16 protein-coding genes are annotated in these 18484 nt (G+C 31.6%); 11 read left to right on the top strand and 5 right to left on the bottom strand.

Annotated elements, in window-relative coordinates; genetic code table 11:
- Nucleotides 1-27: 27 nt before the first annotated feature.
- The 4 genes from ACH2CG_RS02890 (at nt 28) to ACH2CG_RS02875 (ending at nt 2585) form a co-directional block, all read left to right on the top strand.
- The gene (locus ACH2CG_RS02890; protein WP_395062016.1) at nt 28-348 is read left to right on the top strand and encodes a hypothetical protein; all 321 of its coding nucleotides are present in this window, start codon (nt 28-30) and stop codon (nt 346-348) included.
- A 113-nt stretch (nt 349-461) separates the two neighbouring features.
- Entirely contained in the window at nt 462-893 is a 432-nt protein-coding gene (locus ACH2CG_RS02885; protein WP_395062014.1) for a VOC family protein, read from the top strand.
- 187 nt (nt 894-1080) lie between these two features.
- On the top strand, nt 1081-1413 hold the full coding sequence (locus ACH2CG_RS02880) for a YegP family protein (RefSeq protein WP_395062012.1): 333 nt from the start codon (nt 1081-1083) through the stop codon (nt 1411-1413).
- 164 nt (nt 1414-1577) lie between these two features.
- Nucleotides 1578-2585, top strand: coding sequence for a 3-oxoacyl-ACP synthase III family protein (locus tag ACH2CG_RS02875; RefSeq protein WP_395062010.1), 1008 nt, complete (start codon nt 1578-1580; stop codon nt 2583-2585).
- 115 nt (nt 2586-2700) lie between these two features.
- Here ACH2CG_RS02875 and ACH2CG_RS02870 read toward each other — a convergent pair whose 3' ends face one another.
- Nucleotides 2701-7281 (bottom strand): choice-of-anchor L domain-containing protein, encoded by a 4581-nt coding sequence (locus ACH2CG_RS02870; RefSeq protein ID WP_395062008.1) that lies wholly within the window; start codon nt 7279-7281, stop codon nt 2701-2703.
- Nucleotides 7282-7495: 214 nt separating this feature from the next.
- On the opposite strand from ACH2CG_RS02870, the gene argS reads away from it, so the two are divergent.
- Nucleotides 7496-9280 carry an arginine--tRNA ligase gene (gene argS, locus ACH2CG_RS02865; RefSeq protein WP_395062006.1) on the top strand — a complete coding sequence of 595 codons (1785 nt, stop codon included), beginning with the start codon at nt 7496-7498 and terminating at the stop codon, nt 9278-9280.
- Nucleotides 9281-9353: 73 nt separating this feature from the next.
- Here the strand turns inward: argS and ACH2CG_RS02860 are convergent, their stop codons facing one another.
- Nucleotides 9354-10193, bottom strand: coding sequence for a DUF5777 family beta-barrel protein (locus ACH2CG_RS02860; protein ID WP_395062004.1), 840 nt, complete (start codon nt 10191-10193; stop codon nt 9354-9356).
- Nucleotides 10194-10268: 75 nt separating this feature from the next.
- Nucleotides 10269-10661 carry a hypothetical protein gene (locus tag ACH2CG_RS02855; protein WP_395062002.1) on the bottom strand — a complete coding sequence of 131 codons (393 nt, stop codon included), beginning with the start codon at nt 10659-10661 and terminating at the stop codon, nt 10269-10271.
- A gap of 222 nt (nt 10662-10883) precedes the next feature.
- Between ACH2CG_RS02855 and ACH2CG_RS02850 the strand changes: the two genes are divergently transcribed.
- Together ACH2CG_RS02850 and ACH2CG_RS02845 are read left to right on the top strand one after the other, a co-directional pair.
- Complete coding sequence (locus ACH2CG_RS02850; protein WP_395062000.1) at nt 10884-11249, top strand: hypothetical protein; 366 nt, start codon at nt 10884-10886, stop codon at nt 11247-11249.
- A gap of 23 nt (nt 11250-11272) precedes the next feature.
- Nucleotides 11273-11812 carry a YceI family protein gene (locus ACH2CG_RS02845; RefSeq protein WP_395061998.1) on the top strand — a complete coding sequence of 180 codons (540 nt, stop codon included), beginning with the start codon at nt 11273-11275 and terminating at the stop codon, nt 11810-11812.
- Between the two features lie 75 nt (nt 11813-11887).
- Here ACH2CG_RS02845 and ACH2CG_RS02840 read toward each other — a convergent pair whose 3' ends face one another.
- On the bottom strand, nt 11888-12232 hold the full coding sequence (locus ACH2CG_RS02840) for a DUF6686 family protein (protein WP_395061996.1): 345 nt from the start codon (nt 12230-12232) through the stop codon (nt 11888-11890).
- A 12-nt stretch (nt 12233-12244) separates the two neighbouring features.
- Nucleotides 12245-13159: a DUF6607 family protein gene (locus tag ACH2CG_RS02835; protein ID WP_395061994.1), complete on the bottom strand. Its 915-nt coding sequence runs from the start codon at nt 13157-13159 to the stop codon at nt 12245-12247.
- A gap of 97 nt (nt 13160-13256) precedes the next feature.
- On the opposite strand from ACH2CG_RS02835, the gene ACH2CG_RS02830 reads away from it, so the two are divergent.
- The 4 genes from ACH2CG_RS02830 to ACH2CG_RS02815 all read left to right on the top strand — a co-directional run bounded on the left by ACH2CG_RS02830 (nt 13257) and on the right by ACH2CG_RS02815 (nt 18463).
- Nucleotides 13257-15329, top strand: coding sequence for a TonB-dependent receptor plug domain-containing protein (locus ACH2CG_RS02830; RefSeq protein WP_395061992.1), 2073 nt, complete (start codon nt 13257-13259; stop codon nt 15327-15329).
- Between the two features lie 34 nt (nt 15330-15363).
- Entirely contained in the window at nt 15364-15990 is a 627-nt protein-coding gene (locus ACH2CG_RS02825) for an HmuY family protein (RefSeq protein ID WP_395061990.1), read from the top strand.
- 121 nt (nt 15991-16111) lie between these two features.
- Nucleotides 16112-17449, top strand: coding sequence for a signal recognition particle protein (ffh, locus tag ACH2CG_RS02820; protein ID WP_395061988.1), 1338 nt, complete (start codon nt 16112-16114; stop codon nt 17447-17449).
- A 129-nt stretch (nt 17450-17578) separates the two neighbouring features.
- Nucleotides 17579-18463 (top strand): bifunctional 5,10-methylenetetrahydrofolate dehydrogenase/5,10-methenyltetrahydrofolate cyclohydrolase, encoded by an 885-nt coding sequence (locus tag ACH2CG_RS02815; protein ID WP_395061986.1) that lies wholly within the window; start codon nt 17579-17581, stop codon nt 18461-18463.
- Nucleotides 18464-18484 lie beyond the last annotated feature (21 nt).

Here is an 18484-nt window from a genome sequence, read left to right as displayed (position 1 = left end):
TTTCAACCTATATTATTCTCAAATAAAATGCGCTTAAAGAGTATAAAAAAAATAGTTATTCTGTTTTTGATTTTAATTTCTTCAAATGTTTTCTCACAGAAGAGTTCAAATAAAACAGTTTCAGAACCTATAACTTTAGAAAAATTTGTTGAAAATATTAAAGAGCAAAATCAATCTTTAAAAAACAGTGATAGTATAAATGTTATGGTAAATGATTTATTAATAGAAAATTTAGAAACCTACATGATTGATCCAAAAAATATTTCAAAATTGGAAATTTTAGTTCTAGATCCAAAACGAATCAATCAAACTAAACCGTCTATAATCATTACTACCAGAATAAAGTAAAGATAGTAAACAAGATTTTTACTAAAAAAATAAACATGAACAAACTAATACTATCATTTTCAATTGTAACGCTTCTTTCAAGCTGCAATGCTTCACTTAATAAATCAAAAAAAATGGACGAATCAAAAAAGCAAACCGTAAGCGCAATACCATCTGTTGATACAATGCCAAAAGTGACAGGAATTGGTGGAATTTTCTTTATATCTGATAATCCAAAAGAAACCAAAGAATGGTATGCTAAAAATTTAGGATTAGATATTAATGCATGGGGTTCAGCTAGTTTTGAATCTAGAAATGTGAACAAACCAGAGGAAGTAAACTCGCTTCAATGGAAACCGTTTAAGAAAGGAGACGACTATTTTGCGCCATCCAAAAAAGAATTTATGATTAATTATCAAGTTCAAAATATAGAAGCGCTTGTAGCCAAACTTAAAGAAAACGGTGTAACGATTCTTGATGAAATTGCAAGTTATGATTATGGAAAATTTGTACATATTATGGATTCTGAAGGCAATAAAATTGAACTTTGGGAACCTAAATTATAGGTTTTGTTTTTTATTAATAAACGTTTGTATTCATTAAAAATAATAATTATTTTTTAGATATCATGACTGAACTACAACTAATTAATAATAAAAAGTAGAAATAATGCTACAAAAATTATTTGTTTATTTATAAAAAAATCTATAATTTTATTAGTTCAAATTAATCAAAAAAACTAAAACCGTAAAAATGGGAAAATTTGTAATTACAACAAGAAAGAATGGAGAATTTCAATTCAATCTAAAAGCAGGAAATGGACAAACAATTCTAGCAAGTGAAGGTTATACTACCAAAGCAGCTTGCGAAAACGGAATTGAATCAGTTAAAAAAAATTCGCAAGATGATGGTCGCTATGACAGATTGGAAGCTAAAAGTGGTCAACCCTATTTCAATTTAAAAGCAGGAAACGGACAAATTATTGGAAACAGTGAAATGTATGAAAGTGTAGCTTCTAGAGAAAACGGAATCGAATCTGTGAAAAAAAATGCTCCAGATGCAACTGTTGACGACCAATCGGCATAATAGTATAACATAAAATTTATCTAAAACCATCAGCTCTTGTTGATGGTTTTTTTGTTTTTAAGATGAAATAACAATTAACAAATCCAAAATTTAAGCCAATTTCTAATAGTATTTTTTAAAAGATTGTTAAATTTGTACTATCAATTTTGCTAAAAATATAAAATATGTATCATTCAAAGATAATTGGGCTAGGATATTATGTTCCTGATAATGTGGTGACTAATGACGATTTGTCCAAAATAATGGATACTTCTGATGAATGGATTCAAGAGCGTACCGGAATTAAAGAACGACGTCACATCATTCGTGGTGAAGACACAACAACTTCAATGGGTGTAAAAGCTGCAAAAATTGCAATTGAGCGTTCTGGAATTGCCAACGACGAGATTGATTTTATAGTTTTTGCTACAATTTCACCCGATTTTTATTTTCCTGGACCAGGAGTTGCTGTTCAAAAAGAATTAGGATTAAAAACCGTTGGCGCATTGGACATTAGAAATCAATGTTCTGGATTTATATATGCGCTATCTGTTGCTGATCAATATATTAAAACTGGAATGTATAAAAACATTTTGGTTGTAGCGTCAGAAGTGCAATCTTTGGGATTGGACATGACTAATAGAGGACGCGGTGTTTCTGTAATTTTTGGAGATGGAGCAGGAGCAGCTTTAGTGAGTAGAGAAGAAGATTTAACCAAAGGAATTCTTTCTACACACTTACATTCTGAAGGTGAACATGCCGAAGAATTAGCTGTTTTAGCACCAGGAATGGGAGGAAGATGGATTACAGATATTTTGGCAGATAATAATCCAGATGATGAAAGTTATTTTCCGCACATGAACGGACAATTTGTTTTTAAAAATGCCGTAGTACGTTTTAGCGAAGTCATTAACGAAGGTTTACAAGCCAATAATCTTGAAGTTGCCGATATTGATATGTTGATTCCGCACCAAGCCAATTTAAGAATTTCGCAATTCATTCAGCAACGTTTTAAATTGAGTGATGATCAAGTGTTTAATAACATTCGAAAATACGGAAATACAACGGCAGCATCTATTCCGATAGCATTAACAGAAGCTTGGGAATTGGGCAAAATTAAAGAAGGTGATACAATAGTTTTGGCTGCTTTTGGTAGCGGATTTACTTGGGCAAGTGCTATTATAAAATGGTAGTAGGTTGTCTTTGTTTTTTTTATAAAAAATAAAAACCCCGATTTGCACTTCGGGGTTTTTGGTTCAAATGTAATTTAAATTGAAAAAGCTTTTTTTATTGGGGCAAAAAAGGCATTTATCGTTTTAAAGCAAAATGAGCTTTAAATTCTTTTTCGGTACCATCTTTTAGATAATTTATTGAAAACCAATAATCATCAGCTGGCATTAGAGTATTGTTGTAAGTTCCGTCCCATCCAATACCAGATGGTTTTATTTTTCTTATTAATTTACCATATCGGTCATAAATGTATATTGTTGATACTTCTTGTTCTTGTAAATCTTTAATGTTCCAAGTTTCATTTATTCCATCGCCATTGGGTGTAAAATAGTGAGGATAATTAACAACTATTGCATCAGTTATTGTTATTCCGCAGCCATTTTTATCTCGAACAGTTATAGTGTGTAAACCCGACATTACGTTGTTAAAAACAGGACTGTCTTGAAAAACTCCGTTATCTAATTGATATTCATAATCACCACCAGTTCCTGTAGCCGTTATAGTAATAGATTGACTGTCGGCAAAATCGGCACTTACTGCATAACTTACAAGAGCAGGTTCAGACGGACTAACAATTGTAAATACTTCTTCCGATGGACATCCAGTAATGGTACTTGTTGCAATGATACTATAAGTTCCGGGTAGAATTGCCTGATAGTTTGCTCCAGTTCCTACAACTTGTCCTTGGGCGTTAAACCATTGAAAAGTGTGCGTGTTTGAAGGTAATCCGCTGTAAAGCATGTATGGATTTAATAATTGTCCGTTAGAACTTTTTATACATATAATTCCGTCAATTGGTTTAGGTTCGGGTATTTTATTTACAATTATTGAAATTGGTTTTACATCATAACAGTTGGGTGCCAAGGCATTATTTACTCTAACATAAACAGTTGTTAGTGTAGAATTTATAATTGAATTACTATTTGCAGTAGCATCATTTAGAGTACTGTAATAATTTAATGAAAATTCTGGGCCAGTTTGCGTTCCTAGAATTATAGAATTGAAAGTAGTTAAATCAAAATTAAAAATACCATCATTAATTCCGTCTTGATCACAAATAGTTCTAACGGCAAGAGGAACAGGATTTGCAATTGGCGTATCGATAATTGTAACTACAAACGAAGTTTCATCAGAACAGTTAGGATTGTAACCAGAATTAGCAAAGATATAAACCGTCTTACTTGCATAAATTGTACTTCCTTGCAAAATCATACCTCCAGTTCCACCAGTTGCGTTATAATAATTTCCAATGGTTAGGTTGGGTAAAGTATAGCTTTCGCAAATGGTTATGTCTTGCAATTGATCGACATTAAAAATAGCAATTGTAAAACTTTTTTCGTCAAAGCAGTTTGGTGTAGTAGCAGTTTCGGCATAAATAAATAGCGTTTGACTGGTTGTTATAACCGTACCAGCATTTAGTTTAATTCCTCCTTTATTAGTCTGAGTATAATAATCACCCACAGATAATGCTGGTAAAGTATATGAATTACATACAGCCACATTAGCCGGATTAGGAATAACTGGTGTAGGAATTATTGTTATTGTAAAACTAGTTTCATTGGTACAATTTATTCTTCCTGCAGATTCAATAAAAACATAAACTGTTTGTGATGTATTTAGTATAGTTCCCGATGGAAGTTCTGTTCCTGTTCCATACTGTCCGCCAGTTTGAGTGTAATATTTATTATCTACTGGCAATGTTGGTAAAGTATAATTATCACAAATTGCAATATTTTGGGGTTGAAACGCAACTATTTTAAAAATATTTAATTGAAAACTTGTTTCTGCCGAACATCCATTTGCAGTAGCATAAATATAGATTAACTGAGAATCTGTAAGGACATCGCCACCATTCATCATGGTTCCGCTTCCATTTGGACCAGTAAAATAATTTCCTTGTGATAAATTAGTTAAGGTATAAGAATGGCACGCATCAATCTCTGCTCTAGAATCTATTATTGGAGTTTGATTTATTACGATGTCAATGCTAATTTCGTTTTGACAACCATTATTATCGTTTACATAAATGTACAATTTTTGTGAAGACGTAATGACATCTGTAGCAAATAATGCTGTACCACCGCCGCCAGAAGCAGTAAAATAATTTCCTGTTGTTAGTGCTGGTAATGTATAATTATCACATCCAGAAAGTACTGTTGGTGGTGTTATAACGGGTAAAACAATTGATACTATAAAGTTATAATTGTCTGTACAGTTGGGCTGCGATTGAGAAATAGCATACACATAAATTGTTTGTGTACTATTAATTACAGTTCCGGCTGCAATTTGAGTTCCAGAGCCAATTGGTCCTGTAAAATAGTTTCCAACTATTAATTGTGGTAATGTATAACTAACACATTCTGTTACCGAAGTTGGAAAATTAATGCCTATCACCACTTCAAAGGTGCTTTGACTGTTACAAGCAGTTCCAGTTTGTCCATAAATATAGATTCTTTTCGAAGCATTTATTACAGTTCCAACTGGTAATTGATTTCCGGTTCCATTTGGACCATCATAATAATTTCCAAAAGACAATGGTTGAAGAGTGTAGGAGGTACAATCAAATACATTGGAAAAAGTTGGTACATCTTGGGAAGTAACAATTACTATACTAAATGGTGCTTGAACAACACAAGGAGGCGTTTCATCTGAAAGGAAATAATAATAAATTGTTTGTGAAGTAGTAAGAACTGTTCCTCCGGGTAAATTTGTTCCTGCGCCATCAGGTTGTGTATGATATTCTCCATATTGTAGCGATGGAAGTGTATAATTGTTGCAATAAGTTCCAGATGTAATTGATAAATCTTCGGGTTTAATAATTACTACTTTAAAGCTTGTTTCATTGGGACATGCAGGCGTACTATTGCTAATGTTATAGATATAAATAAGTTTTGTTTGGGTAATTACATCTCCAGCAAATAAAGGAGTTCCTGTTCCGCCTGATCCTGTAAAATAGTTACCATTTGTTAATGGAGGTAAAATATAACTGGTACATGTAATTACATCATCTAGTTTATCTACTAGTGGCAATGGAAGTAAATGTAAATTCATAGAAGTAATACTATAACAACTTGAATCAGTAATTAGATGAACTCTTATATAAACTGTCTGATTTGGATTACTAACTATTACTTGTCCATTAGTTGCATTTGTATTAGCATTTGCATCAGCCATAGTATAGAAATATAGCACCGTATATATTAAAGGCGATTGACCATTTAATATTGATGAGGTTGTAAAATTTAAATTAAAATTTCCTGTTCCTGCATTATTACCGCACAATGTTAAATCTGCTGGCTGATTGGCAATTGGAGAGGTAACTACAAGCAATTGAAACGATTTTATAGTATAACATCCTGTAGCTGGATTGTTGATTCTAACAAAAATGGTCTGATTTCCTGCGCTCAAATAATTTAGAGGCAAAGCATTACTATTAGAATTTGCATCAATTATAGAAGCATGATAAGAAACGGTAGTGCTTGCATCTAATCCTGATGTTACTAATGGAGTGTTGTAAGCCAAATTGAAATTGTAGTTTGGCTGTCCTGTATTACATTTATATAAATTAGTTGGATTAGGCGTACTAAAAATAGGATAATACTCTACTAGAATGCTATCTGTTATTGTTTGACAAGGAAAAGCAATATTGGTATATGTTATTTCATAAACTCCAGGCTGACTAATTGTTAGCGATGCACCATTTTGACCATTAATAATTGCGCCATCTTTTTTCCAAATAAACGAATATATTGCAGGGTTTAGTCCACTGTTTATAACATGAGTTTGTCCGTCGCAAATTGCAGTATTTGTTGCAATGGTTAAATCGTCTCCCAATACTTTTTGACCAATATTAAAACTATTGGAAGATAAAAAAATTGCAGAATCCGATTTATTATCACTTCTATCGGCAATAACTAATTTTATTTTATAAAGTGTGTTCGGCACTAGTGTTGCCGAAGCATTCATTACCTTGGTTTGACCATTAAAGTTCGTAGCAGAATTTGTTGCGTTCGATCCACCATTGAAAGAGCCAAAAAAGTTTTGATTAGCCGATGGACAAGTAGAATTGTATAAAAAATCTCTAATAGTTACAACAGATATCGGACTAGAAGTTCCAGGAACAACGGCCAAATTTGTAGTAATACCAGTACTCATATTTGTCAATAAAAAGGCAAAAGCATCAGAAAATTGGCACTGAAAATTACCGTATTCTTCGGATGCAAACAAGAAATCAAAATCAAAATGTGGTGATAAAGGTGTAAATTCAAATTCTAAAACAGTTGCATTGGCAGAAGTCATTGTTATGCCAGATGTTGCTAAAGTTGCTTCTAGTGCAGCATCGCCTGTCCATGCTGTTGTGCCCGATGATAAAAAAGTTGTGTTTGGTCCAGCTGCTTCTAGCGCATTTCCAGTGCTAAGCACAACACCACTTTGCATAGGAAAATTGGGATTGGTATTTTGAAAATATCCAATGCCATTCGTTGAACCAAAATTTGTACCTGTTCTCCAAGTTATATTAGTGGCATTAATACAAGGTGAATTTATTAAAACAGAATTTACCAATTGCGGAACCGTGTAGGTATTTGTACTTACTGTAATGGCTTGCGAAAAGACATTTACGGTAAGTAAAATAAATAATAGTGATAGAGTTTTTTTCATTGGGAATGCTATTTGACATACAAATATTATAAATAATATCGATTAAATACAAATAAAATCGATATAATGCACTTAATAATTTTATTTATCTAATATATCTTACAAATTATAGCTTTTATTTCATTCCTTTTATTTTCAAATCATTATCCTACTATTTCATTCTTCATTTTTATAATTATACGCTATCTTTGCACTCTTATTTAAAAATGTAAAAATGACGCTACAACAAATCTTATTTCCAGCTATTATTGATGCAATTCAAACACAATTTGGTATTTCTATCGAAAAAATTGAATTTCAAGCAACCAGGAAAGATTTTGAAGGTGATATTACCATGGTTATTTTTCCATTATTGAAAGTTATCAAAGGAAATCCTGTAGAAATAGGTACAAAAATTGGAGAATTTTTAGTAGAAAATGTTGAGCAAGTTGCAAAATTTAATGTTGTTGCAGGATTTTTAAACATTGTAATTTCCGATGCTTACTATATTCAATTTTTTAATACTATTTACAACGATACACACTATGGTTTTGTTGCTGCTTCCGCAAATGATAAAGCGGTTATGGTAGAATATTCTTCACCCAATACCAACAAACCATTACATCTTGGTCACGTTAGAAACAATTTATTGGGTTATTCTGTTGCCGAAATTATTAAAGCATCGGGTAAAAAAGTCTATAAAACACAAATCATCAACGATAGAGGAATACATATTTGCAAATCGATGTTGGCATGGCAGAAATATGGAAAAGGTGAAACTCCAGAAACTTCAGGTTTAAAAGGTGATAAACTGGTTGGAAATTTTTATGTAGAATTTGATAAAGTTTACAAATCAGAAATTGCCGTTTTAATGTCTGAAGGAAAATCAGAAGAAGAGGCAAAAAAAATAGCACCAAGTATCATTGAAGCCCAACAAATGCTATTAGATTGGGAAGCAGGAAAACCAGAAGTTATGGAGCTTTGGAAAATGATGAACCAATGGGTTTATGATGGTTTTGCTCAAACTTATAAAAGACTTGGAGTTGATTTTGATAGTTATTACTACGAATCAAATACTTATTTATTAGGAAAAGAAGTAGTACAATTTGGACTTGAAAAAGGAATTTTCGAAAAAGATTCTGATGGATCAGTTTGGATAGATTTAACGCCTGATGGTTTAGACAGAAAAATAGTGCTCCGATCGGACGGAACTGCGGTTTACATGACTCAGGACATAGGTACTGCAATTCAGCGTGTTAAGGATTTTTCAGATGTTGGCGGAATGGTTTACACCGTAGGAAACGAACAAGATTATCATTTTAAAGTACTGTTTTTAATACTTAAAAAACTTGGTTTTGATTGGGCAGCCAATTTATTTCATTTGTCTTATGGAATGGTAGAACTTCCTTCTGGAAAAATGAAATCTCGTGAAGGAACTGTTGTTGATGCAGATGATTTAATGATGGAAATGAGTGCCACTGCGCAAAAAATTTCGGAAGATTTAGGAAAATTAGAAGGTTATTCTAGCGACGAAAAATCTAAATTATATGAAATAATTGGACTTGGAGCGTTAAAATATTACATGCTAAAGGTGGATCCAAAGAAATCAATGATGTTCAATCCAGAAGAATCTGTAGATTTTAACGGAAATACGGGTCCGTTTATTCAATATACTTATGCTAGAATTCAATCTATTTTAAGAAAAGCAAATTTTGATTACCAAACTCTAGGACAAACTCCAGTAGATGCTCTTCATCCCAAAGAGAAAGAAGTGATTAAACTAATAGCTCTTTTTCCTGAAGTGATTCAAAATGCAGCAGAAAATCTTAGTCCAGCTTTGGTTGCTAATTATACTTATGAATTGGTTAAAGAATTTAACTCTTTTTATCAAAATGTTTCTATTCTTGGAGAAGAAAATCTAGATAAAAAAGTAGTAAGAGTTCAATTATCTTTGAAAGTTGCTACTATTATAAAAGATTCTTTCAAGCTTTTAGGTATTGAAGTTCCAGAAAGAATGTAGTTTTACGTTATAAAAAAATCCCGATACTATTTTATGTAGTATCGGGATTTTTATTTTATTTTTATTCTGATAATTAGAATACTCTAGCCAAGTTAAAACCAAAAAACACATCGCCTTTAGTCCAATCTCCAGTTGTTTGCCCTAGAAAACCAGCTTCATGAATTCCTTGCGAACTGGTAAAATGCATCTGAAAAACATGCCCACCAGTTTCCAAATCTACTCCAATAGACAACGGATTTTTATAAATAGAATTGGAAGCTCTGTTTAAATGCGCTGCATAATCCATATTTATTGACCAACGTTTAGACATTTTATACCGTCCACCAAAACCAATTGCATATTGCGAATTGTCTTGATCATCATTTTCTACAAAATTTTCATGAAAAAAAGTAGGAGCCAATTCAAGCGATAATTTTTCAGAAAACTTTCTAGAAATTAATAATTGGGTTACATAAATTAAGCGATTGTCAAACTTTAATTTAGGGTAATTACTTTCTTTTAAAGTATTGTTAATTGCCAAGCTACTGAAACCTACAATAGCAACAGGAAATCCATCTTTAATTTGGTTTTGCAAATTATATTTCAACGAAAAGTCATACGCCAACTCACTTCTAGCACCACTTATGGTTAACCAATCTTTTAAACCATAAAGAAATTTAATTTGGGTATTGGCATTGTCAAGTCCAAAAAAACCTTCAAATCCCTCTTTCACTGATCCAAATCTGTGGGCTACAATAAAATATAAATCGCCTTTGGCAGCAAGCTTTGTAGATTCTAAATTCACAATTTTTAAACCTTTAAATGCCGATTCGACTTTTGTTTTAGTAGCAACAGAGTCAACTCCAGACAACAAATCTTCTTGTGCAAACGTTGCAAAAGGTAATAATAAAACTAATAAAAGTAACTTTTTCATAAACTATAATTGGTAATTAATTTTGTAAAAATAAATGTTTTTTAATAATAAATAAATTTTGAAATGCACAATAATTTATTCTATTATCGTTGTTTGATCAATCTTAAACTCTTCTAATAAATCGTCGTATCCCAAAAAACGACCTTTAATTTTTACTAATTGTCCATTAGAAATTTCTTTAGGTAATGCATTTTTAAAGGTTGCAAACAATTTTTCATCAACAGTAATTCCTCTACTTTCTATATCAATAGCAGTGATTTTTCCTGAAATTTCTATAGTTTTATCTTGATACTTATTATATGATAAACTGTCATTAGTAGAAAATTCAGTTTGCATTTGGCTCACAGAAACAACATAATCTGCTGATTCTCTTGCTATATCTCTATGGTCTTTGTAAGCATAAAAGTAAATAGATGTTGCTCCTGCTACTATAATAATGAAAGCTATTAGTACTATTTTTTTTTTCATAATATTGATAATTGTTTTGTTAGAATTAGATACGAGATTACTTCTTCTTTGGATTAATAACCAAGAAATATTAATTGTGTAAAACTAAACTTTTTCTTTTAACGTAGATTAGATAATATTAATTAGATTATTCTTGAATCTATTTTTTACAACTTTCTTAACAATTATTTATATCTAAATATCGAAGTTTTATTACTAATTTTGAATTCAAATTTAAACGCTATGAACCCTAAAGCACTTTTTATCGCACTTTCTTTAACTTTTATTTTCTCTAGTTGTACCAACGATAGCACTAATGATTTAATAGACGCAACACCAGTCTTGGGCGTTGTAAAGTACAATCAAAATGTAAAATCTATAATTGATGCCAATTGTATTTCTTGTCACGGAGCAGTTCCTACTAATGGAGCACCAATGTCACTTGTTACTTACAATCAAGTAAAAAATGCTATGCTCAATAATGGTTTATTAGATAGAATTTCTAGACAAAATGGTGAAATTGGTGTGATGCCACTTGGCGCACCACGATTGCCGCAAAACTCGATTGATATTGTAAGTCAATGGAGTACAGATGGATTACAAGAATAAAAATCATAATAATATAAAAGAGTATGAAAAAGTTAGTCGTTTTTTGTTTTTTGCTTGTGTCAGTTATTGTTACTGCACAAGACAAAATGGTTTCTAAGTCGGGTAAAATTATTTTTGAAGCCTCAATGCCAGCTTTTGAAGAAGTAAAAGCCATCAATAACAGTGTTACATTTGTCTTAAATCCTAAAACTGGAGAAATTGCCAGCCTTGCGTTAATGAAAGGATTCCGATTTAAGGTAGCCTTGATGGAAGAACATTTTAATGAAAATTATGTAGAAAGTGATGTTTTTCCCAAAGCAACTTTTAGAGGAAAAATTGATGCATTTGACCTTTCTTCGTTAACTTCAACTGCCAAAGATTTTACTGTAAAAGGAAAATTAGAACTTCACGGAAAAACCAAAGATGTAGTTATTGTAGCCAAGATTAGAAAAACTGATGCAGGTGTAGAAATCATTTCTAATTTTAATGTCAATGCAAGTGACTTTGATATTGCAATTCCTTCGGTTGTTAAAAGTAAAGTTTCTAATAAAATTAGTGTAAAATTAGAAGCAACAGTAAAATAAAAAAATCCGTCAAGTTTGTGTGAACATGACGGATTTTTTAATTACCCAAATATACAAAATAATACAATTTTAGAATCAGTTAAAAATTAATTTATAATCTATTTCTACTGATTTTAAAAGCGGTTTGCATTTCTCATAATCTAATAGAAACAGCAGTTCATTCAATTCTTTTCTGTTCAATAAAATAATTAAATTTGATTGCAACGTAGGAATAGGAATTTTCTTTTCATAAATTGAATTTTCATATTCTTTTTCCCAATAATCAATATTAATTTTATCCAAATAACTTTTAAAACTAAACATTTCAATACTATTTAAATTAAAAGTTACATTGTTAAACGATAGTTGATACATATCATTTTTTGAACAAAAGAGTAAAAATCCGTTGCTGGTTCTATTTAAAATTTTATGATCACACATATTCCAAAACTTTTATTTTATTAAAAAACTGTCAATAATTTTATCAACTTCGGCTTGCGAAGCATCTGGTTTTAATTCGAATAAATGAGTATAAAGAGGTTTTCCATCTACCGATTTTTGTAATGATAAATCCTTATTTTTCTTAAATTCAATTTCCCATTTTAGTCTAACTTTTTGCCAAAGCGCATTGTTGCTTTTCCAAAAGTTTTTAGCAACTTGGCATTTACTATCATCTACTTTAGTGTAAACATCTACACCTTTTTCTTGTGCTAACAGTACATCATTTCCATTATCATCTCTAATTATTTTGTCATTATCTTGCTCATGAATCCATCCTTTTTTTGTTATTTCATGAATGTTTCTTCTTTTTAAAACATTATAATCATCACGTTTTGTGTGTTCTCTTCTAGGCAATGGTGCATCGGTAGTGTTTCTCCAATAGGTTGTGCCGTCAACATGAACCCAACTTGCCGTTCCCTCATATCTTGGACTATCGTCTACTTGATATACCTTTTGTGTCCATTGACCTTTTACGTTTTTAGCTTGCAATTTTTCAAATTTCCAGGTTCTATCTTTTACAAAATCATAAATATCTGTGTTTTCATACTGCCAGTCTTGACGCCAATGTTTAACAATGTCGGCATCTGTTTTTCCAACAATTAATAAATGTTGTAACACTATTTTATTGGATTTATCTTCTACTAATTCAACCCATTCCAAACCCAAATCATGCTTCACTTTAGAAGGTTTATAATTAATACTGTCTTTAGAATATTGAAAAGTTTCTGCAAAATTGAACTTTACTTCATAACAACCACACATAGATTTTATGGCTTTTATATCTTCTTGTTTTTTTAAATCTTGACTTTTAACAGATAAGCCAACCAATAAAAAAGTTGACGATAATAGAATAGAATTGATTCTCATAATGTTATAATTTGATGAATATTAATTTTTGACAAAACTACTAAATTTATTTAGAATAAATAAAAATAAGATATATATTTGCCAAAAAAAAATACAAATGATTCTTAAAAGGAATTTAAATATGGTGTTGTTTATTCTGTCTACGACTTTATTTGCACAACAAAATAAAGTTGTAGATTCTATAAAAACAGTGCAATTAGATGAAGTTATCATTACTGCTACAAGAACAGAAAGAATACTTTCTTCATTGCCATTACCAATTACAGTAATTACATCTGAGGCGATTGCAAAATCTGGAGTTTCAAGATTAAATGAAATATTAAATGAGCAAACCGGTATTATTTTAATTCCAGACGAAAGCGGTTTTGAAGGAATACAAATGCAAGGTCTTGATGCGGCTTACACCATGATTCTTATTGATGGAGTTCCGCTTGTGGGAAGAAGTTCGGGAGTTTTAGATTTGTCAAGAATTGCTGTTGGAAATATTGATAGAATTGAAATTGTAAAAGGCGCATCATCGGCATTATACGGTTCAGAAGCAATGGGTGGCGTGATTAATGTAATTACTAAAAAACCCAAAAAAGATAGATTTTCGGGAATGCTTTCTTATAGATATGCAACATTTAATACTAACGATATCAATTCTAATATTATTTGGAAAAAAAACAAATTCTCAGTCAATTTATTTGCCAATTTTTATTCGTCTGATGGTTATGATTTAGATAAAACTACGCCTTTGCAAAATGTTGAACGATTTTACAATACAACTGTTCAACCAAAAATAGTTTATGATTTTTCAGATAACTTGAAACTAATTGTTAGCAACCGTTTTTACAATCAAAAGATGCATAATGTTGCGCTAATTAATTCTGAAAATTATAAAGGCGATGCCTCAGAAAACGAATGGAATTCACAACTAAAGCTAGAACATAAATGGAATTCTAAACTATTTTTTGAATACGAATTGTATGTAACTAATTATAAAAACGATACTTTTTTAAATGATCAATATAATGTTTTTTACGATAGAACGTACTACAACCAATGGCTTTTCCGACCAGAAATAAGAACTACATTGTCATTAAATGAAGACAAAATAACAACAGGAATTGGATTTAATCATGAAACTTTAGACAGAACTTATTTTGATAGCAATGTAACTTTCTATTCGCAATATGTTTTTATGCAATATGATTATAATCCAAATTCCAAATGGAATGTTCTAGCCGGATTTAGATTTGATAATCACAATCAATATGCATCGCAATGGAGTCCGAAATTAGCTGTGAATTATAAATTTAATTCGAGTTTTTCTTTAAAATCTTCTATAGGTTACGGCTATAAAGCGCCAGATTTTCGTCAGTTATTTTTCGATTTTACCAACCCACAAGTTGGCTATACTGTTCTTGGCTATAATGTTGCAGAAAACAGATTGAACGAACTAGAAAGTCAAGGTCAAATTTTGTTTACAACACCAGGAATAAATTTTGATAATCCATTGAAAGCAGAAAGCGCTATAAATTTTAATTTTGGAACTTTTTATAAAAAAAACAAATTAAAAGTAGAAGTAAATGCATTTTATAATTCCATAACCAATTTAATAGATACAAGAGTTATTGCTCAAAAAACTAATGGGCAAAATATTTTTAGTTACTTCAATAGTAGTAAAATAATTACTTACGGATTAGAATATAATACTACATATAATTTCACAAAGCGATTTACTATTTCACTTGGATATCAGTATTTAATTGCCAAGGATAAATCGGTTCTTGACGATTTTGAAGCGCATCAGTTTGTACGTCCATCAGGATCTACACAAACTATAAAAATCAGTAAATCAGATTATTTTGGGCTTTATAATAGATCGAAACATACTGCGAATATTAAATTTCTATATACAATTGAAAAGTTCAAAACCGACATCAATCTTCGTGTTTTTTATCGCAGTAAATATGGATTGTTTGATACCAACGGAAATCAAATTCTAGACAAGTATGACAATTTTGTAAACGATTATTTTTTAACCAATTTATCTATTTCTAAACACATTCAAGATAAAATAACACTTCAAGCTGGTGCCAATAATTTACTAGATTTTACTAATCCTGATGAAATAGGAAATCTTTCTGGAAGACAACTTTTTGCACGAATTCAATACAATTTTTAATAACCATTTTTTTAATTTTTTAAATACATTTTATATGAAAACACATTTTTTAAAACTTTCGCTTTTGGCATTAGTAATTTTTGCAACATCTTGTAGCAATGACGACGACAACAATTCAGACACAACTCAAGCAGTTGTAACAAAAACCGTTAGCAATCTTGCTGCACCACAAACTGGCGGACAAGGACAACCGGTTGGTGGCGCATTTACAAAATTTAGTTTCTCAGAAAACGCCGTTGTTACTAATGATAATTGGGACATCGCTTTTCGTGGAACAACAATTATAGTAAATGGAGGAGACGAAATTGGAATTACAGATGAGCCACTTCGCACTGGAGTTGGAGCTGTAAGTATCGTTTCTAATACATTTGGAGCGGTGACAACTTTTCCTGCGGCAGCAACATTTACGCAAGATGGACCATCAATTTATGCAATTCCTACAGGAAGCGGTAATGGTTGGTACGATTACAATGGCGCAACAAATATTATTTCGCCTCGTGCAGGAAAAGTTTTTGTAGTTAAAACACACGATGGAAAATACGCAAAATTTGAAATTTTAAGCTATTATCAAAATGCACCAGCAACGCCAGACGCAACATCGGTAGCTAGATATTTCACTTTTAATTTTGCATATCAAGCCAACAGCACAACAACATTTTAATAAAAATAGTTTCTCAAAGTAAACCATTCGGCTATCGGATGGTTTTTTTATATCTAATACTTTCGTACTTCAAATTCAAATGCTTAAATTTGCATTTCATTTTTAGAAAACTCCATTAATTATGTTCAATAATTTAAGCGAAAAATTAGATAAAGCATTCCACATCCTTAAAGGACACGGAAAAATTACCGAAGTAAACGTTGCCGAAACATTAAAAGAAGTACGTCGTGCCTTGCTTGATGCCGATGTTAACTTTAAAATTGCTAAAGATTTTACTACAACAGTAAAAGAAAAAGCAATGGGTCAAAATGTATTAACTACATTAGAACCAGGACAATTAATGGTAAAATTGGTTAAAGACGAATTAACTGAATTAATGGGTGGAGATGCAGCAGGAATAAATCTTTCTGGAAATCCAACTGTTATTTTAATGTCGGGTTTACAAGGTTCTGGTAAAACTACTTTTTCTGGTAAACTTGCTAATTATCTAAAAACTAAAAAGAACAAAAAACCACTTTTGGTGGCTTGTGATATTTATCGTCCTGCGGCAATCAATCAGTTGCATGTTGTTGGAGATCAAATAGGTGTAGAGGTTTACTCTGAGCCAGAAAACAAAAATCCAGTGGATATTTCGCTTAAAGCAATCGCTTATGCCAAAGCTAACGGATTTAATGTTGTAATTGTCGATACAGCAGGTCGTTTGGCTGTCGATGAAGAAATGATGACTGAAATTGCCGATGTTCACAAAGCAATTCAACCACACGAAACTCTTTTTGTTGTTGATGCAATGACTGGTCAAGATGCTGTAAATACGGCTAAAGCATTTAACGATAGATTAAATTTTGATGGTGTAATCCTTACTAAATTAGATGGTGATACGCGTGGTGGAGCAGCAATTACAATTAAATCGGTTGTGAATAAACCAATTAAATTTGTTGGTACTGGCGAAAAAATGGATGCTATTGATGTATTCTATCCTTCTCGTATGGCAGACAGAATTCTTGGTATGGGAGACGTTGTGTCGCTTGTTGAAAGAGCTCAAGAGCAATACGACGAAGAAGAAGCAAGAAAAATCCAGAAGAAAATTGCTAAAAACGAATTTGGATTTGATGATTTCTTGGCCCAAATTCAACAAATTAAAAAAATGGGAAGCATGAAAGACTTAGTCGGAATGATTCCTGGTGCCGGAAAAGCAATGAAAGATGTTGAAATTGAAGACGATGCATTTAAACATATTGAAGCTATAATCCATTCGATGACGCCAATAGAAAGAACAAAACCGTCGCTAATTGATATGAAAAGAAAAACTAGAATTGCAAAAGGTTCTGGTAGAAAAATAGAAGAAGTAAATCAATTGATGAAACAGTTTGACCAAATGAGCAAAATGATGAAGATGATGCAAGGTCCAGGCGGAAAAAATATGATGAAAATGATGGGTGGAATGAAAGGAATGAAATAAAGTAAGTTAAGGTTTAAAGTTTCAAGTTATGAAATGTTAAACCTTATTTCTTTTTAAAATACTAACTACTTGTTTCAGGAAATTACAACTTAAAACCTGAAACTTAAAACCTAAAACAACACAACTACAATGCAAATTTTAGACGGAAAAAAAGTATCGGAAGATATCAAAAATGAAATCGCTGCCGAAGTCCAAAAGATGAAAGACAATGGCGAAAAAGTTCCACATTTAGCCGCAATTATTGTTGGAAATGATGGCGCAAGTTTAACTTATGTTGGAAGTAAAGTAAAAGCTTGCGAAAGAGTTGGTTTCGAATCGACTTTGGTGAAAATGCCAAGCACAACATCTGAAACCGAATTACTTAAAAAGATTAAAGAATTAAACAATAATGATGATATTGATGGGTTTATTGTGCAATTGCCTTTGCCTAAACAAATTGATACACAAGAAATCATCATGGCCATTGATCCAAGTAAAGACGTAGATGGTTTTCATCCAGAAAATTTTGGAAAAATGGCGTTAGACATGACAACATTTATACCAGCAACACCTTTTGGAATTTTAGAACTTCTTGAACGATACAATGTTCAAACCGAAGGAAAACATACCGTAGTTATTGGAAGAAGTCACATTGTGGGACGACCGATGAGTATCTTGATGGGACGAAAAGGTTTTCCAGGAAATTCAACCGTAACTTTGACACACAGTCATACCAAAAATATTAATCAAATTACCTCTCAAGCCGATATTATCATCACAGCACTTGGAGTTCCTAATTATTTGAAAGCCGAAATGATTAAAGACGATGCAGTAATTATTGACGTCGGTATTACTCGTGTGGCCGATGAAACTACCGAAAAAGGTTATCGAATTACTGGTGATGTAGATTTTGAACACGTGTCTAAAAAAGCTTCTTTCATAACTCCTGTTCCTGGTGGTGTTGGTCCAATGACAATTGCTATGTTGTTAAAAAACACTTTATTAGCTAGAGAACAAAAACGATTAAAAAAATAGCATGACCATTTCTGTTGCAAC

Origin of the sequence: Flavobacterium sp. (assembly GCF_043778725.1) — a bacterium.
Taxonomy (GTDB): Bacteria; Bacteroidota; Bacteroidia; order Flavobacteriales; family Flavobacteriaceae; genus Flavobacterium.
This window is presented reverse-complemented; position numbering and strand designations above follow the sequence as displayed.